Origin of the sequence: Paenalkalicoccus suaedae (genome assembly GCF_006965545.2) — a bacterium.
Lineage (GTDB): Bacteria > Bacillota > Bacilli > Bacillales > Salisediminibacteriaceae > Paenalkalicoccus > Paenalkalicoccus suaedae.
The window spans coordinates 2,771,283-2,793,321 of record NZ_CP041372.2 but is presented as its reverse complement, the minus strand read 5'-3'; the positions used below and the strand labels follow the sequence as shown (position 1 = coordinate 2,793,321).

At 43.5% G+C, this 22,039-nt stretch carries 25 protein-coding genes and 1 riboswitch; of the genes, 17 read left to right on the top strand and 8 right to left on the bottom strand.

From position 1 onward, the window contains the following. Window positions 1-8 precede the first annotated feature (8 nt). The 6 genes from FLK61_RS15020 to FLK61_RS14995 all read left to right on the top strand — a co-directional run bounded on the left by FLK61_RS15020 (window position 9) and on the right by FLK61_RS14995 (window position 7,627). The gene (locus FLK61_RS15020) at window positions 9-1,106 is read left to right on the top strand and encodes an HD-GYP domain-containing protein (protein ID WP_176010185.1); all 1,098 of its coding nucleotides are present in this window, start codon (window positions 9-11) and stop codon (window positions 1,104-1,106) included. Between the two features lie 23 nt (window positions 1,107-1,129). Beyond that, entirely contained in the window at window positions 1,130-2,074 is a 945-nt protein-coding gene (locus FLK61_RS15015; RefSeq protein WP_176010184.1) for a thymidylate synthase, read from the top strand. 15 nt (window positions 2,075-2,089) lie between these two features. Continuing rightward, window positions 2,090-2,584 (top strand): dihydrofolate reductase, encoded by a 495-nt coding sequence (locus FLK61_RS15010; RefSeq protein ID WP_176010183.1) that lies wholly within the window; start codon window positions 2,090-2,092, stop codon window positions 2,582-2,584. 51 nt (window positions 2,585-2,635) lie between these two features. Further along, complete coding sequence (gene yunB, locus FLK61_RS15005; protein ID WP_176010182.1) at window positions 2,636-3,412, top strand: sporulation protein YunB; 777 nt, start codon at window positions 2,636-2,638, stop codon at window positions 3,410-3,412. A 168-nt stretch (window positions 3,413-3,580) separates the two neighbouring features. Further along, window positions 3,581-3,769: riboswitch (Lysine riboswitch) on the top strand. Between the two features lie 110 nt (window positions 3,770-3,879). After that, window positions 3,880-5,442 (top strand): Na+/H+ antiporter NhaC family protein, encoded by a 1,563-nt coding sequence (locus FLK61_RS15000; RefSeq protein WP_176010181.1) that lies wholly within the window; start codon window positions 3,880-3,882, stop codon window positions 5,440-5,442. An 826-nt stretch (window positions 5,443-6,268) separates the two neighbouring features. Then, the gene (locus tag FLK61_RS14995; RefSeq protein ID WP_176010180.1) at window positions 6,269-7,627 is read left to right on the top strand and encodes a sodium-dependent transporter; all 1,359 of its coding nucleotides are present in this window, start codon (window positions 6,269-6,271) and stop codon (window positions 7,625-7,627) included. A gap of 45 nt (window positions 7,628-7,672) precedes the next feature. Here FLK61_RS14995 and FLK61_RS14990 read toward each other — a convergent pair whose 3' ends face one another. Further along, window positions 7,673-8,650, bottom strand: coding sequence for a M23 family metallopeptidase (locus tag FLK61_RS14990; protein WP_176010179.1), 978 nt, complete (start codon window positions 8,648-8,650; stop codon window positions 7,673-7,675). Window positions 8,651-8,787: 137 nt separating this feature from the next. Between FLK61_RS14990 and lipA the strand changes: the two genes are divergently transcribed. Beyond that, the gene (lipA, locus tag FLK61_RS14985) at window positions 8,788-9,672 is read left to right on the top strand and encodes a lipoyl synthase (RefSeq protein ID WP_176010178.1); all 885 of its coding nucleotides are present in this window, start codon (window positions 8,788-8,790) and stop codon (window positions 9,670-9,672) included. Window positions 9,673-9,743: 71 nt separating this feature from the next. Here the strand turns inward: lipA and FLK61_RS14980 are convergent, their stop codons facing one another. Continuing rightward, window positions 9,744-10,277, bottom strand: coding sequence for a YhcN/YlaJ family sporulation lipoprotein (locus FLK61_RS14980; protein ID WP_176010177.1), 534 nt, complete (start codon window positions 10,275-10,277; stop codon window positions 9,744-9,746). Window positions 10,278-10,388: 111 nt separating this feature from the next. Here FLK61_RS14980 and FLK61_RS14975 point away from each other — a divergent pair, with 111 nt between their 5' ends. Next, entirely contained in the window at window positions 10,389-10,700 is a 312-nt protein-coding gene (locus FLK61_RS14975) for a YutD family protein (protein ID WP_176010176.1), read from the top strand. Window positions 10,701-10,791: 91 nt separating this feature from the next. Continuing rightward, on the top strand, window positions 10,792-10,950 hold the full coding sequence (locus FLK61_RS14970) for a hypothetical protein (RefSeq protein WP_176010175.1): 159 nt from the start codon (window positions 10,792-10,794) through the stop codon (window positions 10,948-10,950). 63 nt (window positions 10,951-11,013) lie between these two features. On the opposite strand, the gene glpX is transcribed toward FLK61_RS14970, so the two are convergent. Next, window positions 11,014-11,991 carry a class II fructose-bisphosphatase gene (glpX, locus tag FLK61_RS14965; protein WP_176010174.1) on the bottom strand — a complete coding sequence of 326 codons (978 nt, stop codon included), beginning with the start codon at window positions 11,989-11,991 and terminating at the stop codon, window positions 11,014-11,016. Window positions 11,992-12,166: 175 nt separating this feature from the next. On the opposite strand from glpX, the gene FLK61_RS14960 reads away from it, so the two are divergent. The 4 genes from FLK61_RS14960 to FLK61_RS14945 are packed head-to-tail and all read left to right on the top strand — an operon-like array spanning window position 12,167 to window position 15,321. Next, window positions 12,167-12,622, top strand: a complete 456-nt coding sequence (locus FLK61_RS14960) for a DUF86 domain-containing protein (protein WP_176010173.1) — start codon at window positions 12,167-12,169, stop codon at window positions 12,620-12,622. Then, window positions 12,619-13,377: a TIGR01457 family HAD-type hydrolase gene (locus FLK61_RS14955; RefSeq protein WP_176010172.1), complete on the top strand. Its 759-nt coding sequence runs from the start codon at window positions 12,619-12,621 to the stop codon at window positions 13,375-13,377. The genes FLK61_RS14960 and FLK61_RS14955 overlap by 4 nt, the downstream gene beginning before the upstream one ends. 51 nt (window positions 13,378-13,428) lie before the next feature. Then, window positions 13,429-14,352: a protein kinase family protein gene (locus FLK61_RS14950; protein WP_176010171.1), complete on the top strand. Its 924-nt coding sequence runs from the start codon at window positions 13,429-13,431 to the stop codon at window positions 14,350-14,352. Between the two features lie 3 nt (window positions 14,353-14,355). Further along, window positions 14,356-15,321: a 2-hydroxyacid dehydrogenase gene (locus FLK61_RS14945; RefSeq protein ID WP_176010170.1), complete on the top strand. Its 966-nt coding sequence runs from the start codon at window positions 14,356-14,358 to the stop codon at window positions 15,319-15,321. A 324-nt stretch (window positions 15,322-15,645) separates the two neighbouring features. Here FLK61_RS14945 and FLK61_RS14940 read toward each other — a convergent pair whose 3' ends face one another. After that, window positions 15,646-15,882 (bottom strand): NifU family protein, encoded by a 237-nt coding sequence (locus FLK61_RS14940; protein WP_026697596.1) that lies wholly within the window; start codon window positions 15,880-15,882, stop codon window positions 15,646-15,648. Between the two features lie 175 nt (window positions 15,883-16,057). On the opposite strand from FLK61_RS14940, the gene FLK61_RS14935 reads away from it, so the two are divergent. Beyond that, on the top strand, window positions 16,058-16,360 hold the full coding sequence (locus FLK61_RS14935) for a YuzD family protein (RefSeq protein WP_176011259.1): 303 nt from the start codon (window positions 16,058-16,060) through the stop codon (window positions 16,358-16,360). A 16-nt stretch (window positions 16,361-16,376) separates the two neighbouring features. Here FLK61_RS14935 and FLK61_RS14930 read toward each other — a convergent pair whose 3' ends face one another. Next, the gene (locus tag FLK61_RS14930; RefSeq protein ID WP_176010169.1) at window positions 16,377-17,447 is read right to left on the bottom strand and encodes an NAD(P)/FAD-dependent oxidoreductase; all 1,071 of its coding nucleotides are present in this window, start codon (window positions 17,445-17,447) and stop codon (window positions 16,377-16,379) included. A 255-nt stretch (window positions 17,448-17,702) separates the two neighbouring features. On the opposite strand from FLK61_RS14930, the gene FLK61_RS14925 reads away from it, so the two are divergent. Next, complete coding sequence (locus FLK61_RS14925) at window positions 17,703-17,939, top strand: YuzB family protein (RefSeq protein ID WP_176010168.1); 237 nt, start codon at window positions 17,703-17,705, stop codon at window positions 17,937-17,939. A gap of 11 nt (window positions 17,940-17,950) precedes the next feature. Continuing rightward, the gene (locus FLK61_RS14920; protein ID WP_176010167.1) at window positions 17,951-18,190 is read left to right on the top strand and encodes a hypothetical protein; all 240 of its coding nucleotides are present in this window, start codon (window positions 17,951-17,953) and stop codon (window positions 18,188-18,190) included. 655 nt (window positions 18,191-18,845) lie between these two features. On the opposite strand, the gene mqnE is transcribed toward FLK61_RS14920, so the two are convergent. Continuing rightward, complete coding sequence (gene mqnE / locus FLK61_RS14915; protein WP_176010166.1) at window positions 18,846-19,940, bottom strand: aminofutalosine synthase MqnE; 1,095 nt, start codon at window positions 19,938-19,940, stop codon at window positions 18,846-18,848. A gap of 145 nt (window positions 19,941-20,085) precedes the next feature. On the opposite strand from mqnE, the gene FLK61_RS14910 reads away from it, so the two are divergent. After that, entirely contained in the window at window positions 20,086-20,436 is a 351-nt protein-coding gene (locus tag FLK61_RS14910; RefSeq protein ID WP_176010165.1) for a HesB/IscA family protein, read from the top strand. Window positions 20,437-20,474: 38 nt separating this feature from the next. Here the strand turns inward: FLK61_RS14910 and FLK61_RS14905 are convergent, their stop codons facing one another. Both FLK61_RS14905 and FLK61_RS14900 read right to left on the bottom strand, forming a co-directional pair. After that, window positions 20,475-20,690, bottom strand: coding sequence for a hypothetical protein (locus FLK61_RS14905; protein WP_176010164.1), 216 nt, complete (start codon window positions 20,688-20,690; stop codon window positions 20,475-20,477). A 102-nt stretch (window positions 20,691-20,792) separates the two neighbouring features. Beyond that, a complete protein-coding gene (locus FLK61_RS14900; protein ID WP_176010163.1) occupies window positions 20,793-21,785 on the bottom strand; it encodes an NAD(P)/FAD-dependent oxidoreductase in 993 nt (330 codons plus the stop codon). Window positions 21,786-22,039 lie beyond the last annotated feature (254 nt).

The following is a 22,039-nucleotide window of genomic DNA, read 5'->3' as shown; positions in this document are numbered from 1 at the left end:
GTATGTGGATGAAAATGATATCCGTTCATCGTGTGAATGAAGATGACCGCTTAGCGAAAACGATTTACGACGAAGATGGTCAACCTCTTTTAAAGAGCGGAGTAACGCTCACCAGTCGTTTGCTTCAGCGATTAAAGGATAAAGGTATCTCATTTATTTATATTGAAGAAGAGGGGACAGAAGATATTTTTGCTTCTGACACGATCGACCCTATTAAACGAGCGAAGTCAATAAAATCAATTAAGCATCACTTTGAGGGAATTACAAAGATGACGACGTTACAAAAAGTCGTTAATCTAGATTCTGTCTCTTCCTCTTTTTCATCGATCGTGAATACGATCTTAGATGATATTTACGGAAAGAAAGAGGCTGTATCATTGCTGTCCGACGTTATTTGCTATGATTCTTATGTGTTTCATCACTCTTTAAATGTCACGATCTATGCGCTATCTTTAGGCAAGGAGTTAGGACTTGGCGAGAAGGATTTACATAAGCTAGGCATGGGTGCGATTTTGCATGATGTTGGTAAGGTTGGTATCCCTGAGACTGTACTAAATAAGCAGGAATCGTTAACGGATGAAGAATTTAACATGATTAAAGAGCATACAACTGTCGGATTTGATATGATTCGTCGCAGTCATACAATGTCACTTTTAACTGCCCACTGCGCGTATCAGCATCATGAGCGGATAAATGGGACAGGCTATCCAAGACAACTGAAGGGCAACGAGATCCACGATTTTGCAAAGATAATAGGAATTGTTGATGTGTTTGATGCTGTCACTTCAAACCGCGTCTACCGAGGAGCGCGGCTTCCGCACGAAGGGCTAGAAATGCTCTATAGTGGAGCATCGACATTATTTGATAAGCGAATGGTTGAGGTGTTCGCGCACACTGTCGCCATTTATCCAGTTGGTCTTGAAGTTACGCTAAGTGACGGGTCTGTTGGAGTAGTGGTGGAGACGAATAAAAACATGCCTTCACGACCTAGGGTTCGCGTGCTTTCTAGACTAGGGCAACCTATTCAGCCTATCGAAATTGATTTAGCGGACACATTAAATGTAACGATCACAGAAGCAGAATCTATCAAGCATGAGCAAGTTTAACTAAAGGAAAGGAGTCGATACGTGTGAAGCAGTACGCCGATTTATGCACACACATTTTAGAGACTGGTGTTAAAAAGGAAGATCGTACAGGAACGGGAACAATTAGTACATTTGGCTATCAGATGCGGTTTTCGTTAAAAGAGGGCTTTCCTCTCTTAACGACAAAGCGTGTGCCATTTCGTTTAATTTTAAGTGAATTACTTTGGTTTATTAAGGGAGATACAAACATTCGTTACCTTCTACAACATAATAATAATATTTGGAATGAATGGGCGTTTAAGAATTGGGTGGAAAGCGATGAGTATAAAGGGCCTAATATGACTGACTTTGGCAATCGTGCTCAAACGGATGACACGTTTAAAGAAGCCTATGAGAAAGAGATGGAAGTCTTCAAACGACGCATTCTAGAGGATGACGCTTTTGCTAGTAAGTACGGAGAATTAGGTAATATTTACGGTAAGCAGTGGCGTGACTGGCGAACCTCTCAAGGTGAAGGCATTGATCAGTTAAAGGAAGTCATTGAGAGCATTAAGACGAACCCTGACTCAAGAAGACATATTGTCTCGGGCTGGAACGTAGAAGACGTTCCATCTATGGCGCTACCCCCTTGTCATACGATGTTTCAATTTTGGGTAGCAGATGGCAAGCTTTCCTGTCAGCTTTATCAGAGGAGTGCAGATGTCTTTTTAGGAGTACCGTTTAATATTGCAAGCTATGCTTTACTCACTCATTTAATTGCGCATGAGTGCGGTTTAGAAGTTGGAGATTTCGTTCATACACTAGGAGATGCGCACATTTACTCGAATCACGTAGAGCAAGTGAACTTGCAACTTTCACGGGACGAGAAGCCTCTTCCAACCATTACGATTAACGAGTCGTTAACGTCTATCTTTGACGCAGAGATCGAGGACATTACACTGGAAGGATATGAGCCTCACCCTTCTATTAAAGCACCTATCGCAGTCTAACAAGGAGGAATGACGATGCTTGCAATGATAGTAGCACATGATCGCAATCGAGTTATTGGACGTGATAATGCGATGCCGTGGCATCTCCCAGCGGATCTCGCTTTTTTTAAGCGGACTACGACCGGGTCTACGATCGTGATGGGTCGCAAAACGTTTGAGTCGATCGGTAGACCACTACCTAATAGACGCTCCATCATTCTCACACGTAACGAAGGCTACAGCCAAGAAGGTGCTGAAGTCGTTCATTCCTTTGAGGAATTAACGACGCTGTTAAGTCAGGATGAAAAAGCATTTATCATAGGTGGAGCAGAGATATTCCGTTACTACTTGGATAAAGTGGACCGTGTCTACGTGACGTATATTGACAGTGAGTTTGAAGGGGATACCTATTTCCCAGAACTAGACCCAACTAAATGGGTGTTAAAAGAAGAACAAAAAGGGGTCAAGGATGAAAAGAATCCGTATGACTTCTACTTCCGTACATATGATGCGGTTGAGCCACTCTCTTAGCATGAGAGTGGCTTTTTTTGCATAGTTTGTGTGGAAGGGGCGTGGACAATCATGTTAAAGCAGCGCTTGCGCCGAAGACAGTCACGAAGAGGACCGTTACCACTCAAAGTCGTCTTTCTCTTGTCCTGTGCTATTTTTATTGTTCTGACTGTACAGGGGTTAATCTTAGTAGAGAAAGGCGTTCGACCAACTATTATTGCCATAGCTAAAACAGAGACTCAACGTATAGCGACACTCGCTATCAATGATGCCATCTCCAGTCAAATTTTAGAGGAGAGCCACATGGAGGATGTCCTCATTTATGAATATGATCAGAATCAGCAAGTTAACTCTGTCCAGTTAAACCCCGTTATCGTCAATCGTGTTCTTCAAGAAACGACGAAGAGAGTGCAAAATTACTTAAATGATATTGAACAGGGCAAGATTCGTGATTATCATGTAGCTCCGGATGACTCGTTGCCTCACGATGGAGCATCATTTTCTGAAGATGGTATTATTCATATGATTCCTTTAGGGCAGGCAACGAAGAATGCGCTACTCGCCCACTTGGGTCCTGAGATTCCTGTCAGACTCTCAGCGATTGGGGACGTGAAGTCGCAAATGAAGCATGAAGTGATGTCTGTAGGGATTAATAATGCGTACTTAAGCGTCTCTGTGGATATTGAAGTCGACGTAAAAGTCGTTATTCCATTTGCTACGGATACCGCTGTTGTAAAGACCGCAGTGCCTGTTACGATGGTTTGGTTACCTGGTGATGTTCCGGATTATTATGGTGGCAGTGGAACGATTCCAGCAGTCATCAATCCAAATCAGGGCGGCGGTGGGTAAGGGCCGGCTATATTTGCTATGTAAGAAAAAGGGTAGTAAGAAGCTTCGCAACTGTTGCAATTAATAGAATATAATGGGCTAGGTAAAAAGCATTGAAATTAGCCTTGATATTTGTTATTCTAATTCGGGAAACTTCGACAAGTTCATAGCAATAGATACCTCCTAACAATGTGAGGTAGAGGCGCGAAGAAAAAGAGTAATATGCGGAAGCTTAGACGAGCGATGCACGCATGTGAAAGGGTTCTTTGCCGAAGCAATTATGTACCGTCAACACATAATTAGCTGGGCCTGCACTTAATAAGTGCTGGACTGTCACGCACGTGCTTGTATAGCTCAGCGTGGAGAACTGCGAAACGTTTGTAGTGAGGATCATCTGTAGATAGCAGGGGATACTCTCCCTTGCTTTTTTTATTGTCCAGAGATCACACTACTATCCACATTTTTATATAGAGGAAGGGGCAATACTCATGGATCACGGTATCCTATCCCTGCTGCCACCGGTGCTTGCACTTGTGCTCGTGCTTATCACGAAGCGCGTGTTAGTGTCACTTGGTGTTGGTATTATTGTTGGAGCCTTAATGGTCAACCAACAGCAGGATATGTTTATTAACGAGGCATTTACACAAATAATGTCGACCGTCACAGGCATCTTTTGGACGGAGGATGGCATAAATACGTGGGAATTTTATATTATCTTATTCCTGCTACTACTCGGAATGATTGCGGCACTTATCACCATTACAGGTGGGGGACGAGCATTCGGAGAGTGGGCGCTTGCGCGAGTGAAGACGCGCATTGGCGCACAGTTTGTTGCAGCATTTTTAGGAATAATCATCTTTATCGATGATTATTTTAACAGCTTAACAGTCGGGAACGTTAGTCGACCGCTAACAGACCGTCATCGTATTTCGCGTGCTAAGCTCGCGTATATTGTGGACTCTACGGCGGCTCCAATGTGTGTGATTTCTCCAGTCTCAAGCTGGGGTGCATACATTATCACGATTATCGGTGGTATTTTAACTGCTCACGGTGTGACGCAGTATGGCTCTTTACAGGCATTTCTACTGATCGCTCCAATGAACTTTTATGCGGTATTTGCGATCATCACGGTATTTGCGGTCGCATACTTTAAGCTTGATATCGGTGCGATGCGTCATCACGAGCGTCTAGCGGTTACGTCCGGTGAATTGTTTGATCAAAGCAAAGGCGCTATTCCTGGGGAAACTGGGTTAGAAGCTCCAGAAGCAAAAGGCAAGGTTTCTGACCTCGTTGTACCAATTGCCGTATTAATTGCAGGTACAGTTATGTTCATGGTGATTACAGGTATTCAAGCAACAGAAGGCACTGCGTCTCTTCTTGCTACATTTGAAAATACAGACGTCGCTGCTTCCCTCGTATATGGTGGACTAATTAGTTTCGCCGTAGCAGTAGTGTTAGCATTCGTACGTCGTGTAGAAGTAAAGCAAGTAGGTCTTGGCCTATGGGCGGGAATTAAGTCGATGCTACCTGCTATTTATATCCTCATTTTTGCGTGGACGATTATTGAAGTCATTGACGCATTAGGTACAGGAGAATATTTAGCAAGCCAAGTAAACGAATTTATTCCACTCGCTATTTTACCAGCGCTACTCTTTGTGATCGCAGGGTTCATGGCATTTAGTACAGGAACATCATGGGGCACATTTGCCATCATGCTACCGATCGCAGGAGAAATTGCTGCACAAACAGATATTACGCTTATGCTACCAGTTTTAGCAGCAGTACTTGCTGGTGCAATCTTCGGTGACCACTGTTCACCAATTTCAGATACAACGATTCTTTCTTCAGCAGGAGCGGGAAGTCATCACATCGATCACGTGACAACCCAGCTACCTTACGCACTGTTGATCGGATTCGTAGCTATTATCGCTTTCTTAGCACTAGGAGTAACAGGATCGACGATTGTTGGACTGTTAGTAGGTGCTGTAACGTTAGCGCTGACGCTAGGTGTCACGAAAGTAATCGTAGGAAGACTCGGCACGATCGGGTAATAAGACTTGTAAGACGGAAGGCTCTCACGTTATGTGAGGGCCTTTTGTTTTTGGTGTTGGTGAGGGGAGAAGGGGAAAGAAATGGGCGAGGAATAGACGGCACTAGCAAGCGAATGATGCAACTAGCGCGAGAAAAACCGATTAGCCTTTTGCAGCGGCACGTCGCGCATAAAGCTAGTTTATGCGCGCAATCACTGCGGAAGTCCATAACTTCTGTTTAAGGAACATAACTTTAAAACGGGGAACATAAAAGCAAAATTAGGAACATAACGATGTTCAAAAAGTCCATGGAGTCCATAAAGTTTAGATGCGGAACATAACATCAGGATCAAGAACATAACTTTAAAAAGCGGAACATAAAATTAAACTAAAGATCATAACTATTCTCAATAATATGTAGAAGCGTCTAACCTTATTTCGAAGCAGATAAATACACTATAAACACAACTTCTCACTCTATTAATTGGAGAAATCACACCTACAAAACTCTATATTAAGAAAGAAATCACTCGATTTCTGTCACATAATTGAAGAAGGTTGAAGAAACCACCCCTTACTATTCTAAAGCATCATAACTTATTTAAGCGCTTACATTTCAGTTTATGCGCATAAATGTGAGAAATCATCATAATTTGTGTCGAATATTCAGAAAATACTTTGACATTCTATTTTCTGATAATTATAATAAAATAGCGAAGACAAGATCATTTGTATGATCAAAAAGTTAATAAAAGGAGGAGGCTTACACCTATTTTCCTAAAGCAGTAATAGTCTTAGCAATTATTTTTAGTTTTAAAATACAGCTATGTAGAGGGGAGTTTTTTTCATGGATCAGTCTCGTGAGCAGTTTGCCACAAGATTAGGGTTTATCCTGGCAGCCGTTGGTTCTGCTGTAGGTCTAGGGAACATTTGGCGTTTTGCGTATGTAACAGGTGAAAGTGGTGGAGCAGCATTCTTATTAATTTATGTGCTTTGTATCTTCCTAGTTGGTCTTCCTGTTTTACTTGCCGAGTTTTCTGTCGGCCGACGCGGTCAGTCAGATGTTGTAGGTTCATTCAATAATATTTCACCAGGTAAGCCTTGGGTGCTCGGTGGTATTTTAGGCGTCTTGACCTCATTCTTAATTTTATCATTTTATGGTGTTATTGCAGGTTGGGTACTTTACTACCTGTTTGCGTACATTTCAGGATCAGCTGTAGCTGTTCCAGCAGAAGGCTATGGAGCTTTCTTTGAGACATTCATTGGAGGAACAACAGGTCCAGTATTCTGGCAGTTCCTATTTATGGCTTTTACAATTGCCATCGTTTTCTTTGGAGTAAAAAAAGGAATCGAGCTATCAAACAAAGTATTTATGCCACTTTTAGCGTTAATCGTAATTATCCTTGCTGGCTATAGCTTAACGTTAAGTGGAGCTTCAGAAGGATTAGCTTTCTTATTCTCACCAGACTGGGGTGCATTTGGGGATCCTAGTGTTTATGCAGCAGCTATCGGTCAAGCATTCTTTACCCTATCGTTAGGTATGGGTGCCATGATTACGTATGCCTCTTATTTACCGAAAGATGCACGTTTACCGAGTGCAGCAGGTACGGTCGTCACATTCGATACGTTATTTGCGATTGTAGCAGGTATCATGATCTTCCCGGCAGTATTCTCCTTTGCGAGCGTGGAGCCGAATGCAGGTCCTGGACTTATCTTTATCGTCCTACCTGAAGTATTTAATCAAATGGGTGCAGGCGGTACAATCTTTGCGATTTTCTTCTTCTTCTTAGTTGCAATCGCAGCATTATCTTCTGCTATCTCGTTACTTGAAGTAAGTGTATCTTACTTAATGAGACAGTTTAACTGGAATCGTCGTAAAGCAACGTTAACGGCAGGGATTGTAGTTACACTGTTTGGTATTCCATCAGCTTTAAGTCAAGGTGGACCATTAAGTGATTTCACTATCTTCGGTTTACCGTTTTTAGATTTAATTGATACAGTTACAGATAGATTTACTCTTCCACTAGGTGGATTAATTGTTGCTCTATTCGTTGGGTGGGGCTGGAACAAAATTGATGCGCTTCGTGAAACAGGTCTTACTGATTCTGCAGTTGGTACGGTTTGGCTCTGGGCGATTCGTATTATTGCACCTTTAGGCATTCTATGGATTCTTTTCATCAATATCCAAACTACCTTCTTCGGATAACTTAACTCAAAAAACTCGGCTCTCCAAACTGGAAAGCCGGGTTTTTTATGATGATTTTTTCTTGGCACGATCCTGTCGTTCCCAAATTCGTAATGAAGGATACGGATCAAACGACCATTCCGTATAGCCTACGTGCTGATACATTCCATAGTGTAAGTGTGGGGGAAATTTACCTTGTGTGCCAGGCTTTCCATACCCAGAGCTACCCACATAGCCAATGACATCTCCAGGCTTTACGACACTCCCCTCTTCAATGCCTTTTTCAAATCCACTTAAATGTGCAAAGTAGTGATAGACGTTTTTCGTGTCGCGAAGGCCGATACGCCAGCCGCCATATTTATTCCAGCCCTTTAATTCCACCACGCCATACGTTGTTGCTTTAACTGGGACGCCGTATCCCGCGAATATATCTGTTCCTTCGTGTATTCTTCTCCCGCCCCAACCACGTGCGTCTCCCCATGTGCTCCGATAGCTATAGTTGGCATGCAGAGGGAGTGGGAAGCTTCTCTCTGGAAGGTAAGTTGTCTGAAGCTCTTTATACACCTTTGCGTGGTTAGAAATTAACGTGACTGCGTGATCTCGTCGGTAATAATCCCAAAGCGCTGCTTTAATATGATCCTCGGACGTACCTCGCTTGCTGAACTGAGTCGCAATTGCTTGAATAACATCTTCGTCGTTTAATAAGGATGCTTGCTCATCGCCATCCCCGTCCTGACCTATACCACCATAATAATCAATTGATGCTACGGATGTATCATTTTTCACCGGATTCGTCGATCCAACCCATTCTTCTTCAGAAACAATAAAAGCAAGCTTGCCATTCTCGGTAAGCTTTCTCGCCTTTCTAATCCCACGCTCATAGCTATCTGCCGCAGCAAAGTAGTACCACGGAATTTGAGACGTAATCTCTGCTTTTTCATATAAAGCCATGCGTTCGGACTCAAGGGTTGCAGGATCATCTGAGGCGAAAGCACTTTGTGGAAATAGCGCGAATAGTAGTATAATAAAACAAATAAGTCGCATGAATACCTCTCCTTTTTGATAGGTTGTGGGTAAAAACCGTGTTTTATGCATGTATTAATTTGTAGAATCTTTTGTATGTAATGCCTTAATGTGGTAAAGTGTTATAGGAAGATAGTTTTTATAAGGGGTGTGACACTATGGCGAAGCAGGAAGAGCACATCAGAAAGCCGGAGTGGCTTAAAATTAAGCTAAACACAAATGAATCTTACAAGGGCTTAAAGAAACTGATGAGAGAAAACAGACTTCACACGGTTTGTGAGGAAGCGAAATGTCCAAATATCCACGAGTGCTGGGCGGTTCGTAAAACTGCTACCTTCATGATTTTAGGAGATATTTGTACAAGAGCATGTCGTTTTTGTGCAGTTAAGTCAGGGTTACCGAATGAATTAGATCTTCAAGAGCCAGTGCGTGTGGCAGAATCCGTACAAGTTATGGGATTAAAACACGTCGTTATCACCGCAGTCGCGCGTGATGATTTAAAGGATGCAGGTGCCGGAGTATTCGCGGATACCGTGCGTCAAATTCGAAAGCTAAGCCCATTTACAAGTGTAGAGGTACTACCTTCTGATATGAGTGGTAGCGAAGATAATCTACGCATCTTAATGGACGCAAAGCCTGATATTTTTAATCATAATATCGAAACAGTTCGTCGTTTAACGCCAAGAGTTCGTGCAAAAGCAATGTATGACCGTACTCTCGAAGTGCTACGTCGTGCTAAAGAAATGAGCCCTCATACTCCTACTAAATCGAGCATTATGCTAGGTCTTGGAGAAACAAAAGAGGAAATTTTAGAGACAATGGATGATTTACGAGCAAACAACGTAGACATCATGACCATCGGTCAATATTTACAACCGACAAAAAAGCACTTAAAAATTGAGAAATACTACCGTCCGGAAGAGTTCGCAGAGCTTAAAGAAATCGCGCTATCAAAAGGCTTTAAGCATTGTGAAGCAGGCCCGCTAGTGCGGTCTTCGTACCACGCGGACGAGCAGGTAAATGCTGCAAAGGCGAATTCTTAATATAGTTTGATCAAAAAAAGAAAAATCATCCCACATCTTTGCTTGCTAAAGCAAGAGAGTGGGATGATTTTTTAATGACCTTGTGGGGAGTCCTTCATGCGTTCGATTGTTTGATCAAGCGAGTTGTGCTGAGCGTCATCTAGTGAGACATTTCCTTCAAAGCGTTCAATATCTGAGCGAAGTGCGGCATCATCACTTATATAAATATTGTAATAGGACGGAAGTACAGATAGTGCTGTTTGATATACTTGCTCCGCTACGTCATAACGCATTCCTTCACCTTGGTCGTACACAATTAAACAATCATCATCGGTAATAAGAACGCTCGCTTCCTCGACATCCTCTAGCATCGCAGTCATTTCTCCAATACTTTCCGCTAAAAGCGACCTGTCATAAATAAAGTAACCGGGGATCCCTTCGCCATCTTTTGCTTCTTGTTTTGTGTTTGATGTGTACCCAAACTGGAGCGGATCTCCATTAGAAGAATCCTGTACATTCATGACAATCGGATTATCCCCATCTTGATTAAATAGCGGAAATCCAGACTCATTTCCACACGCAGCGAGCAACAGTAATGGGAGTAGCATCATACTTTGTTTTTTCACCAACTCACCTCCATGCTTATAGGTTGCCCGTTTGTCATAAACTAATGAGAGATGTGTTATTGAAATTTTTTGTAAAGTAAGGCAAGATAGAAGGTAAGGTAGGTGGCAGTGATGATTAAAATCCAAAACCAATCCTATGAAATCATTGAAAACTTCCGTGATGGATGGGATGAAGAGGCATTTAAAGCCAGATATAGTGACGTATTATCAAAATATGACTTTATTGTAGGTGACTGGGGCTACGATCAGCTTCGTTTGAAGGGGCTGTTTGAGGATAAAAACCGTAAGGCATCTCCAGACTCTAAAATCGGCTTTTTACAGGAATACTTATATGAGTACTGTAACTTTGGTTGCTCCTATTTTGTGATTCAAAAAGTGAAGCAGCAGGATGCAAAACCTGTGGAAGAGGTTGTAGAGGCGTAATAGTTTGATTTCGGCCGGATATATTTTTTGATGAAATCCCTTGTTAGGTGATAACGGGGGATTTTTTGCTGTGAGTGGAAGGTGGAAATGCATGGAGTTCGAACTTGGGTGGATACGGTTATATGTAATGCAAACAGAAGAAGTAGAAATGCACATAGCGCGAGTAAGAATGCAGACCAGTAGGGAGGAAATGCACGTCACGGATGAAGAAATGCACACGGTTAAAATTAATGCAGACAGACGAGGTTAGAAGCTTGCGCACTCAAAATAAAAAAAGCCAGAACAAGTATAACCTTGTCCTAGCTTTTCCTCCCTATGCATGCTCTGGCATCATTAAATGAGGCTTTTGCTCGAGTCTGTGGTGCGCCTTCACATAACGAACGGTTCCAGTTTTCGCTCGCATGACGATTGTATCTGTTTCGACAATGTCGCCGCCTAAGAAGCGAACGCCTTCTAGTAGCTCTCCAGATGAAACGCCTGTTGCAGCAAAGATCGCGTCGTCGCTTTTTACTAAGTCGTCTAGCGTAAGTAGCTGAGTAGGGTCTTCTAATCCCATCGACTGACAGCGAGCAAACTCTTCGTCGTTCATTGGAACGAGTCTTGCCTGCATGTCACCGCCAAGTGCTTTAATAGCAGCAGCAGAGATAACTCCTTCAGGAGCGCCGCCTGTACCCACAAATAAATCGATACCTGATTGAGGCATCGCAGTTGCAATCGAAGCGCCAACATCGCCGTCACCAAACAGCTTTACTCGCGCGCCTTTTTGTTGCACACGTTCTACAAGCTCACTATGACGTTCGCGTTCTTGGATAATGACCGTTAAATCTCGGACACGTTTATTGCTCATTTTTGCGACGATATCAATTGTCTTCTCAATTGGATCATCTAGACGAACTAGACCAGCAGCCGCTGGACCTACGACTAGCTTTTCCATATACATATCAGGTGCGTGTAAAAGCGCGCCTTTATCTGCAATCGCAATCACGGCCATTGCGTTTGGGTGACCCTTTGCGACGATATTCGTGCCTTCAAGTGGATCGACGGCGATATCCACGTCTGGTCCGTGACCGGTGCCAAGCTTTTCTCCAATATAAAGCATTGGGGCTTCATCAAGCTCGCCTTCGCCGATGACGACAGTCCCGTTCATGTTAACCGAGTCAAACATCGTGCGCATCGCAGTTGTTGCCGCATCGTCTGCCTCATTTTTTAATCCTCGACCCATCCACTGTGCAGAAGCTAGTGCCGCCGCTTCCGTTACTCGTACTACCTCTAAAGCTAACTCGCGATCCATAGGTGATTCCTCCAAATAAAATCTATAATCAGGTATAATAAGTCCTGTAAGGTGTTTACTTAATCCTTGCTTATAATACCAAACATTACATACGATTAAAAGGTGAGAAACGAAATTATACCTCATTTTTTAACGAAAACGCTTGTAATGTGACATACTAATCGGAGGGATCCTTATGTATTTTGTCGATCGATCGTTAATAGAAGCAAGATTACGTTATTTAGAGGAGTTAACCGAACATTTTCCTCAGGTGAAAGAGGCCACAGATAAAATCTCTATCCTCGCGTTAGAGCGCATTGGACATATGATTATTGAGACGATGATGGACGTCGGTAATCAGATGATTGATGGATTTATTATGCGTGACCCAGGAAGCTTTGAGGATATTGTGCATATCATGATCGATGAGCGAGTGGTGACGAAGGAGGAGGGCGAAGCAATTGAGCGACTGCTTCCTTACCGAAAAGAGCTTCTGCAAAACTACACAGGTTATGATGTAGAGGCGCTCAAGAAAGGGTTCGAACAGGAGCTCTCGACGATTCAAGTATTCCCGGAGCGAATCCGCACGTATTTAGTGAATGAGTTAGGACCTGTATCTGCCTTTATTCCTCAGAAAGAGGATAAGTCGTGAAGGAGTACAAAGGCTACCTGATTGATTTAGATGGCACGATGTATCGGGGAACTGAATCAATAAAGGAAGCGGGACCGTTTGTGGAAGAGCTACTAAAACGCGATATCCCACATTTATTTGTGACGAATAACTCCTCTAAAACAGCGAAGCAAGTCGTGGAAAAGCTGACGTCGATGGGTATTCCTGCAGAGCCATCTCGCGTGTTTACGTCGAGCATGGCAGCGAGTAAATACGTCGATGACACGACCCCAGATGCAACCATCTACATGATTGGGGAGGAAGGCTTGAAGGAAGCGTTAGGCTCACGATGCACGCTTGATGCAAGTGAGGCAAACGTAGTCGTCATGGGTATCGATCGCGACATTACGTACGAGAAGCTTTCTGATGCTGCTTTGGCAGTAAGACGAGGCGCAACCTTTATTTCTACAAACGGAGATAAGGCCATTCCGACTGAAAAGGGCTTTGTACCTGGTAATGGCTCACTAACATCGGTCATATCCGTATCAACTGGAGTCGATCCTATCTTTGTTGGCAAGCCAGAAGCGATCATCATGGAGCAGGCTCTCGAGATCTTGGGCACCAAGCGCGATCAAACGGTCATGGTGGGCGACAACTACGACACGGACATCATGGCAGGGATTAAAGCACGCATTGATACGATTCATGTGGCAACAGGTGTCACCTCACAAGAAGATCTTAAAACAAAGACAACGCAGCCAACTCATACGATTCCTACGTTAAAAGAGTGGTTTTAGGCACGTCCCCTCTTCTTACCGCATAGGCTATGTAGGAAGGGGGGATTTTTTATGAGCATCGAGCGCGATTTGTATGAGCACTATGGGATGGTGATGAAGGAAAGTAGCTTTATTGGGGAGAGTCGCGTTTTTCATACAGCAGATCGGCTTTTTTTACTAGATGCGATAGAAGGAGAGGCGAAGAATCGACTGCCTGGTCAGTTAGAGCTTGCAGAAGCCCTTCAAACGACTGGTCTCCTACACACTAGACTCGTACCGACACGAACAGGGCAAACGATGCGATCCGACGGAGCGGAGCTTGCTTTATTTGAACTGCCTACCACACCCTCTCCAGTAATGTCATTGCCAGCGCGACTCGCTCAGCTACACGATTCCGAGCTACTAATGGAAGCGACTTCTGTACAGCAACTTTGGTTTGATCGATGGGAAGCCATCGTAAACAGGGCAGATGCGATTTTAATGAAGACGAGAATGGAGGGTGCTAGCTATTTTTTAGGACTAGCTGAGAATGCCCTTTCGATGCTTTTGCACATGGATCCTATTATGGAGCGTGGACCTGCTCATTTTCGCTTTAAGCCGGGCACATGGCTTACTGTCTACCCTCAATCACCCGAATCCATCATCCCTATTAAGGAGCTCACAATCGACCATAGATGCCGAGATCTCGCTGAGTATATCCGCTCCTCTTGGTATGAGCATCAGCAGTTTCAAACAGATATTTTAGACAGCTACATGACCTACTATCCTCTTTCAGAAAATGAGGCAAGACTCTTGTTTATTAGACTTCTCTTTCCACTGCCATTTTTCGATTGTTTAGCAAGGGAAGAGTACGACCGTATTCCAGAGCTATTAGCACAAACGAACGAGTTTGAAGACTATTTGTACGCAAGTGGGTGTGACTTTTTACCATGGCTCACACGCTCAGTGTTGTCAAAGAGAGCGCTTTCCTCTACACTGAAGGCTAGGAGGGGATAAAGCATGGATACGAAGCGAATTTTTGTCACGAGAAAGCTTCCAGAAGAAACGCTACACCTTTTACGTAAGACGTACACAGTGGAAATGTGGGAAGAGGAAGAAACGCCTTGCCCACGAGAGCTTCTTCTTGAGAAAGCAAGTCAGGCAAGTGGCCTTATTACGATGCTATCAGACAAGATTGATCAAGAGCTGATCAAACAGTCTCCTCACCTTCAGGTCGTCGCTAATTTGGCGGTCGGGCACGATAATATTGATGTAGAGTATGCAAAAGGCAAGAATATTACAGTATGTAATACGCCAGATGTATTAACGGAAACAACAGCGGATTTAGGATTTTCTCTTTTAATGGCTACAGCCAGAAGGATTGTAGAAGCAGATACATACGTGAGGGAGGACAAGTGGCAAAACTGGGGTCCTTTCTTAATGGCTGGGTCAGATATACATGATAAGACATTAGGAATTATCGGCATGGGGCGTATTGGTAGTGCGGTGGCCCGAAGAGCGAAAGGCTTTAATATGGAAATTCTTTATCATAATCGTTCACAAAACGAGGATCTAGAGCAAGAACTAGGCGCTACATTTATTTCCGATTTAAAAACCTTAGCGGAGCGTTCTGATTTTGTGATGTGTGTGGTACCTCTAACACCCGATACAGAAGGGTTACTTAACAGTGAATTCTTTTCTCATATGAAGAGCGACGGGATATTCGTAAACATTTCACGAGGAACAGTTGTAGATGAGCCAGCGCTTGTCGAAGCGTTAGAGTCTGGTCAAATCAAGGCTGCCGGGCTAGATGTGTTTGCATCAGAACCAATTCGTGCGGATCACCCCTTAGTCAAGCTAGATAATGTTGTGTTGCTTCCTCACATTGGAAGTGGGAGTATAGAGACACGTGAACGAATGGCAAAGCTAACAGCTAAAAATGTTGCCTGCGTATTAGCGGGTGAAGAAGCAATCACTCCTTTATAAAAATAAAAAGGTCGAGACAAAAGCGAGTCACTTGTCTCGGCCTTTTGCTTGTAGTAATAGAGGGCGTGAAGTTAATAAAGAGGAAGGCGCGGTCAATAAGGGGGGAGAGAGCGGTTAATAAGGGCAACCTAACGGTCAATAGCTGAAGTAGTGGTCAATAACGAGAGTAGTGTGCTCAATAAGGAAGAGTGAGCGATCAATAACAGTAAAGTGAGACCTGAACAAAGGAATTCGAACCCTGATCTCACTTCCTATCCCACGAAAAAAGGCTAGGACAGATAAATTGCTTCTGTCCTAGCCTCCATTTGTAAAAAGGTAGTCACCTTAGAATACTTGCTCTAGCTCCGTAAATCCTGGAACTTCTTCAAGTAGCGCGCGCTCAATACCAGCCTTCAACGTAATCGTTGAACTTGGGCAAGACCCGCAGGCACCCATTAAGCGAACTTTTACTACGCCTTCCTCGATATCCACTAGCTCGACGTCACCGCCGTCACGAAGTAAGAACGGACGTAATTTATCGAGTACTTCCTGAACTTGTGATTCCATTGTTTCTGTTGTCATAGACACACACTCCTTTCTATACTTATTGCTATTATAAATGTTCCCACCTAAAAAATCTATGATAGCGACTCAATTTGAATCGACAAGCCCATATTTTCTAAAATTGGGAAGATAGAAGGGGGATGAAAAGGAGCGACAAGACGATGATAATTGGTTAAAATAAGGACAGGGAGGGATTCACGTGAAGATTACTGTCTACGGCGCGGAACAAAAATGTGCCAGCTGCATTCATCTGCCGAGCTCTAAAGAGACGATGGAGTGGCTGGAAGCTGCGGTCACAAGAAAATATCCTGATTATCCGATAGAGTTTACGTACTGTGACATTACTATGCCTCAATCCGAGGAAGAAAAAATGTTTGCGGAGAAAATTTTAGAGGATGAATATTTTTATCCACTTGTTGTATTGAACGGAGAGGTGGTAGCGGAAGGAGATCCGAGGCTGCCTAATATTTATAAAAAGATAGAAGCGTCGGCATAGCGCCAACGCTTCTTTTTTACGAGCCGGAGTGATGCTTATACATCCATAATACACCTGATTTTAGTACTCGCGGTACACGGCCAACGAGCGATTTTTCGCCCATTAAACCAAATCCATGCTTTTTACCTAAAGAGCCTAACACGCCTTTAAGTTTAATGCGCGGCATCTTCTCTGGATACGGCTCTCCATCCCACTTTTTAAAGAGCAACATCGCAATTTGATCGCCTTGTGCTTCAGCAAGTTGGGCGCTCGGGGCATGCGTAGACGACGCACAGTCACCCACGACAAATGCGTTCTCGTAGTTTGGTAAGTGGTGGTGAATCGTCACGACAAGACGACCCAATCGATCCTTCTCCACATCTAGCTCACGAGCAACCTTATTCGGTTGCACTCCCGCGGTCCAAATGATGGCATCCATTTCCATTGGCTCATCGTGGTTAAAAATCATATGACGCTCCACCTTCGTAATGTTGGCGTGATTGACGATCGTCACATCATTCTCCACAAACCATTCCGTTACATAGCTATACAGCTTTTTTGGGAACATAGAGAGGATATTGGCACCTCTGTCGAATAAAAATATTTCGAGGTCTGGACGGCTTTCACGTAGCTCAGCGGCAGTTTCGACTCCGCTAAGACCACCTCCGACAATGGAGACCCGACCATTGTGACGGATTTTTTGGATGATTTGATTGGATTTCCTCGCACGGCGCATGCTTTGAATGCTTAACGAATTCTCTTCAGCACCTGGTACACCGTGATGCTTGTCCTCACAGCCTAGTCCGATAATAAGTTCGTCATAAGGAAGCTCTTTACCTGAGCCTAACTCAACAATATTATCTTCTAAACGAATGTTTGAAGCAAGGTCGTACACAAGCTCTAAACGATCGTCTTCAGGGAACGGGATACGTAAATGGTTATCTGCTACAGTTCCCGCTGCAAGTGCATAAAACTCTGTTTTTAAACTGTGGTACGGCTCTCGCTCTACTAATGTAATGCGAAAGTCTTTCCGATCCTTTTCTGCTAATAGACGTTGAATGACACGAAGTCCTCCGTATCCTCCGCCTAAAATGACTACATGATGCATGGGATGACCCCCTTAATCGTGCAATAGAGAATAAACGTAAAGTCGTTGTAACGCTTCATTCTGCTCAAGACGATGTAGTTTTTGACAATTAGATGACATATTAAATATACCAGTTTTTGAACCGATTAACAATGAGAATTGAAAGCGTTTTATACAAAGCGATGGCATGGGTGTGTAAAGCAAGGTTGTTGACAAACATATGTAGGGACAAGTAGCATGAGAAAAGAACCTTTGAGATTGAACGGAGTGACAGCGATGAATCCTATCATAGAATTTTGCGTTAGTAATTTAGCGAGTGGATCGCAAGGAGCTCTTGAAGAGCTAGAGCGGGACCTCGATTTAGATGTAGTAGAATATGGATGTTTAACCTTTTGTGGCCAATGCTCTCGTAGCCGTTTTGCATTAGTAAACGGCGAGGTAGTAAAGGGCGAGACAAACGAAGAATTAGTAAAAAACATTTATCAATTTTTAGAAGACAATCCGATGTTTTAGTGGGGGAGCCTATGCAACTAATTCCATTTGATCATACATGGCCTTATGAAAGGCAAATGGGGGACGTCTATATTGCGACGTGTCCGTATTGTCAGGAAAATAACGTATTAACGCACATGAGTAACGCAGCCCTCGAGCGCGCAAAAGATCGCATTAAAACGCGACTGAATATGCCGTGCTGTAAGAAGACAATGACCATCATTGAGGCTGATGATGATTATTTTTGGACGAACGAGCGATTGAGAGATTAATAGGTGGTGGATGTAAAACCAGGCGTGTGAGAGCGTCTGGTTTTTTTATGGGTTGAGAAGGTCAAAATCAAGGTCAAGGTCAAGTGCGGTCACCTCCCGGTGCCCCTGCGCTATGGGGCGTCTTTCCTGAGGCGCTAGTTCAACTATTTTGCCCGTCCAAAGGGCCGTGCAAAAGGATTTTTACCTACGCGAGAGATCCCTCTAGGAGTCCGCCCCGTCGCTTCGGGGCACCTTCGGTTACGGTATGAGTAAGGGGGTCAAATCTTCCTCTTTTTGGTGAGGGATACGAGGCGAGAATTCGTTGCCTCTCTTTTTGGGGCGAGAGATAGTTGATAGTGGAGTTTGTGATCAATTGGGAGGGGGTGGTGCTAAATTTAAAGAGGTTGGTGCAAAATTCAGCGGATCTTGTGCAAAAATGTAAATAAATTAGGCTGTCAAAGTACATATGGAGCGGACTGTCTTCCGAGAAAGGACAAATATCTCACCAAATAGATAAATCCAATTGCTAAAGTGCCAGCATCGGAAGGCCAGTGCGATTACCTTCCGTTTCATAAAGTTATTTATCTGAAGCCACCTCTAAACGGATGCAATCAACCTTTAAAACACCACAAAAAACGCCACCCTCCAACTTGGAGAGTGGCGTTTAACCATTATCTTAGTAAGTCTTAATGACGTTATAGAACGTGTCACGCTCGACAGGAGTCTTACCTGCGCCTTTGATAAGGTGGATAAGCTCATCTCGCGTTAAGCTCTGTGATGTTAGGGCACCTGCGGAGTGAGAAATTCTCTCTTCGATTAGTGTGCCGTGAATATCAGAGCTACCGAATGTTAGGGACATTTGCGTTAGCTGGTGTCCAATGTTGATCCAGTATGCTTTAATATGATCAAAGTTATCAAGCATTAAACGACTAATTGCGACAGTACGAAGGTCATCGTAAGCAGAAGTACGACGCTTAAGACCTGCGTTCATGCTACGTGGTTGCATAGCAAGTGGAATGAATACCATAAAGCCGTTTGTCTTATCCTGTAATTGGCGGAGGCGATCCATATGGATGAGGCGCTCCTCTTTCTTTTCGATAGAGCCGTAGAGCATCGTAGCGTGTGTTTTAAGTCCGAGCTCGTGAGCAATCTCGTGAGCTTCAAGCCACTGATCTATAGAGGCTTTGTCTGGGCTCATTTTAGCACGATAGCGCTCTGTTAAGATCTCCGCACCGCCACCAGGTAGTGTATCAAGCCCTGCATCGATCAGCTTTTCTAATACTTCGCGCATCGTTAAGTTAGCGTGTCTTGCGAAGAACTCGATCTCTGCCCCAGTATAAGCTTTAACCGTACATTGTGGATAATGCTTTTTAAGTGTGCGAATCGTATCTAGATAGTAGTCGAATGGCACTTCCGTGTTGTGACCGCCAACGATATGGAATTCGCGAATGTTATCATTCCAGCGGTCTTCTACGTATTTAAGGAGGGCAGCTTCGTCCATTGTGTACGCGCCTTCTTCACCAGGCTTACGCTTGAATCCACAGAATGAACAGCTTGCTTCACATACGTTCGTTGGATTGATGTACATATTTTGAATGAAATAGACGTTATTTCCGTTCTTTTGTTCGTTCACTTGATTAGCGAGCTGTGCGATTGTTAACAAATCAGGAGACTCATAAAGCTTTAGTCCGTCCTCAATTGTTAAACGTTCCCCCTGCATCACCTTTTGCTTGATCGACTCTAGCTCTTGATCTAGAATGATCGTACTCATATCTATCCCCTACCTTTATAAATTAGCTATATGACTACATCTATTCTACCACCATTTTCAAACCAATGCCAAACGAGAGAATCGCACGAATTGCGTTAGGAGATTGTGCTTGCTATACTAATAGTAAATAAAAGGAGGGGTTTTGATGATCACGATTACAGATGCAGCTGCATCACAAGTCAAAGAAATGCTGGCTTCTGAAGAGGACGCTAAATTCCTTCGAGTCGGCGTACAAGGTGGAGGTTGCACAGGACTTTCCTACGGGATGGGATTTGCAATGGAAGCAGAAGAGGACGATCAACAGCTTTCTATAAATGGAATTGATTTAGTTGTAGATAAAGAAAGTGCGCCAATGCTCGATGGAGTAACAATTGATTATAAACAAAACATGATGGGCGGCGGGTTTACGCTCGATAACCCTAATGCGATTGCTAACTGCGGATGCGGAGCATCGTTCCGTACAGCAACAAACGCTGGTGCGCCTGAGAATTGTTAATAGATAAAACGCTGAGCCAATGTGGTCTCAGCGTTTTTTTAGTCGTGTTTTGGTAAGCGATTCTTATTGCCTGGCTCGTGCTTTTGCTCATGCTCAAACGCGCTAATGCTGTACTGACCTTTTTGCCATGGGCTACTTTTGCCTGGTGGTAAGGAGGTGGGTGCGCCGTATGGACCTTCTGGCGTTACTTCCGGAATAACTTCTTTTCGATTTTTTTCGACTGCTGAAAAATCTTCATACATCTTTTTAGGCATTGGATAAGCTCCTTTCTCGTCATTTTAGTATAAGTAGAGGAGAGGAAAGCATACAAAAAGGGACCTCTTTTATTGTGGAAGAGGTCCCTTTAAATGAAGGATTTAGAATAAGCTAGTACTATGTCCTGCTGTAGCAGCGGCTTTTGGATCAATAAATACTTTCGCTTTATTAACAGCCGTAGGTGCTTCACCAAATCCAGTAGCAATTAATTTTGCTTTACCTTCGTAGTTAACGATGTCCCCGACAGCATAAATGCCTGGTATATTCGTTTCTGTATTCGAGTTAACGATAATCGCATTTTTATCAATTGTTAGACCCCATGTCTTAATTGGCCCAAGGTTAGAAACAAAGCCGTAGTTTACTATTAGTGAGTCGATGTCGACTTTCGTCTTTTCGCCTTCTTTATCAACTAGTGTAACAGCTGTAATACGATCGTCATCATAATGTAGCTCGTCTACATTATAAGGCGTCATGACATCAATTTTTTCAGAGCTGTGAAGCTGTTCCACGCTATGCTCATGAGCACGGAACTTATCGCGGCGGTGAACAATTGTTACCTTTTCTGCGATATCTTCAAGCATAAGCGTCCAGTCTACTGCAGAGTCTCCTCCGCCAGCAATGACGACTTTTTCTCCTGCGAAACGATTTAAGTCATTAACGAAGTAATGCAGGTTTGTTTCTTCAAAGCGCTCCGCACCTTCAATTTTTAAACGTCTTGGTTGGAATGCTCCAACACCTGCTGCGATAATAACGGTACGAGTAAGATGCGTTCCTTTATTTGTCGTTAACGTAAAAATACCTTCCTCGTCTCGTTCTACTTTCTCAACAGCTTCTCCTAGAACGATAGCTGGGTCGAACTGCATAGCTTGCTCCGTTAAGCTATCTACTAGCTCTTGAGCGCGTACTTTTGGATATCCTGCTACATCATAAATGTATTTTTCCGGATATAAGGCAGATAGCTGTCCACCAAGCTGAGGCATTGCCTCGACAATTTTTACCTTTGCTTGACGCAAACCAGCATAAAATGCCGTATATAAACCGACAGGACCCCCGCCGATAATGGTCATATCAAAAACCTCTTGATTGTGTGACACGTTATAAGCACCTCCATGAAAATGATTCTCAATTGATATTATAGACGTTAATAGGAGGAATGAAAAGCGAGTAAGCTCAGAAAGCCTAATTTTCTCAAAAAACATGGAAGACGTTAATTCGCGAAAATTGTAGGGTATCCTATAATTAATAGTTGAAAGTTGGCGGAAAAAAAATTAAAATGGAAGGTGGGTAATAACGTAAACGTAGCTACGTTCAGTTCAAGATAAAAAGGACGAGCATGTGTAAGGTGTAC

Bases quoted from the DNA above. Each gene is read 5' to 3' on its own strand.
- FLK61_RS14920 (WP_176010167.1), top strand. From the start codon at position 17,951: ATGCAACTAATTCCATTTGATCATACATGGCCTTATGAAAGGCAAATG.
- FLK61_RS14975 (WP_176010176.1), top strand. From the start codon at position 10,389: ATGATTAAAATCCAAAACCAATCCTATGAAATCATTGAAAACTTCCGT.
- glpX (WP_176010174.1), bottom strand. From the start codon at position 11,991: ATGGATCGCGAGTTAGCTTTAGAGGTAGTACGAGTAACGGAAGCGGCG.
- FLK61_RS15010 (WP_176010183.1), top strand. From the start codon at position 2,090: ATGCTTGCAATGATAGTAGCACATGATCGCAATCGAGTTATTGGACGT.
- FLK61_RS14960 (WP_176010173.1), top strand. From the start codon at position 12,167: ATGTATTTTGTCGATCGATCGTTAATAGAAGCAAGATTACGTTATTTA.
- FLK61_RS14945 (WP_176010170.1), top strand. From the start codon at position 14,356: ATGGATACGAAGCGAATTTTTGTCACGAGAAAGCTTCCAGAAGAAACG.
- FLK61_RS14970 (WP_176010175.1), top strand. From the start codon at position 10,792: ATGGAGTTCGAACTTGGGTGGATACGGTTATATGTAATGCAAACAGAA.
- FLK61_RS14990 (WP_176010179.1), bottom strand. From the start codon at position 8,650: ATGCGACTTATTTGTTTTATTATACTACTATTCGCGCTATTTCCACAA.
- mqnE (WP_176010166.1), bottom strand. From the start codon at position 19,940: ATGAGTACGATCATTCTAGATCAAGAGCTAGAGTCGATCAAGCAAAAG.
- FLK61_RS14995 (WP_176010180.1), top strand. From the start codon at position 6,269: ATGGATCAGTCTCGTGAGCAGTTTGCCACAAGATTAGGGTTTATCCTG.
- lipA (WP_176010178.1), top strand. From the start codon at position 8,788: ATGGCGAAGCAGGAAGAGCACATCAGAAAGCCGGAGTGGCTTAAAATT.
- FLK61_RS14910 (WP_176010165.1), top strand. From the start codon at position 20,086: ATGATCACGATTACAGATGCAGCTGCATCACAAGTCAAAGAAATGCTG.
- yunB (WP_176010182.1), top strand. From the start codon at position 2,636: ATGTTAAAGCAGCGCTTGCGCCGAAGACAGTCACGAAGAGGACCGTTA.
- FLK61_RS14925 (WP_176010168.1), top strand. From the start codon at position 17,703: ATGAATCCTATCATAGAATTTTGCGTTAGTAATTTAGCGAGTGGATCG.
- FLK61_RS14940 (WP_026697596.1), bottom strand. From the start codon at position 15,882: ATGACAACAGAAACAATGGAATCACAAGTTCAGGAAGTACTCGATAAA.
- FLK61_RS15020 (WP_176010185.1), top strand. From the start codon at position 9: ATGAAAATGATATCCGTTCATCGTGTGAATGAAGATGACCGCTTAGCG.
- FLK61_RS15000 (WP_176010181.1), top strand. From the start codon at position 3,880: ATGGATCACGGTATCCTATCCCTGCTGCCACCGGTGCTTGCACTTGTG.
- FLK61_RS14930 (WP_176010169.1), bottom strand. From the start codon at position 17,447: ATGCATCATGTAGTCATTTTAGGCGGAGGATACGGAGGACTTCGTGTC.
- FLK61_RS14950 (WP_176010171.1), top strand. From the start codon at position 13,429: ATGAGCATCGAGCGCGATTTGTATGAGCACTATGGGATGGTGATGAAG.
- FLK61_RS14905 (WP_176010164.1), bottom strand. From the start codon at position 20,690: ATGCCTAAAAAGATGTATGAAGATTTTTCAGCAGTCGAAAAAAATCGA.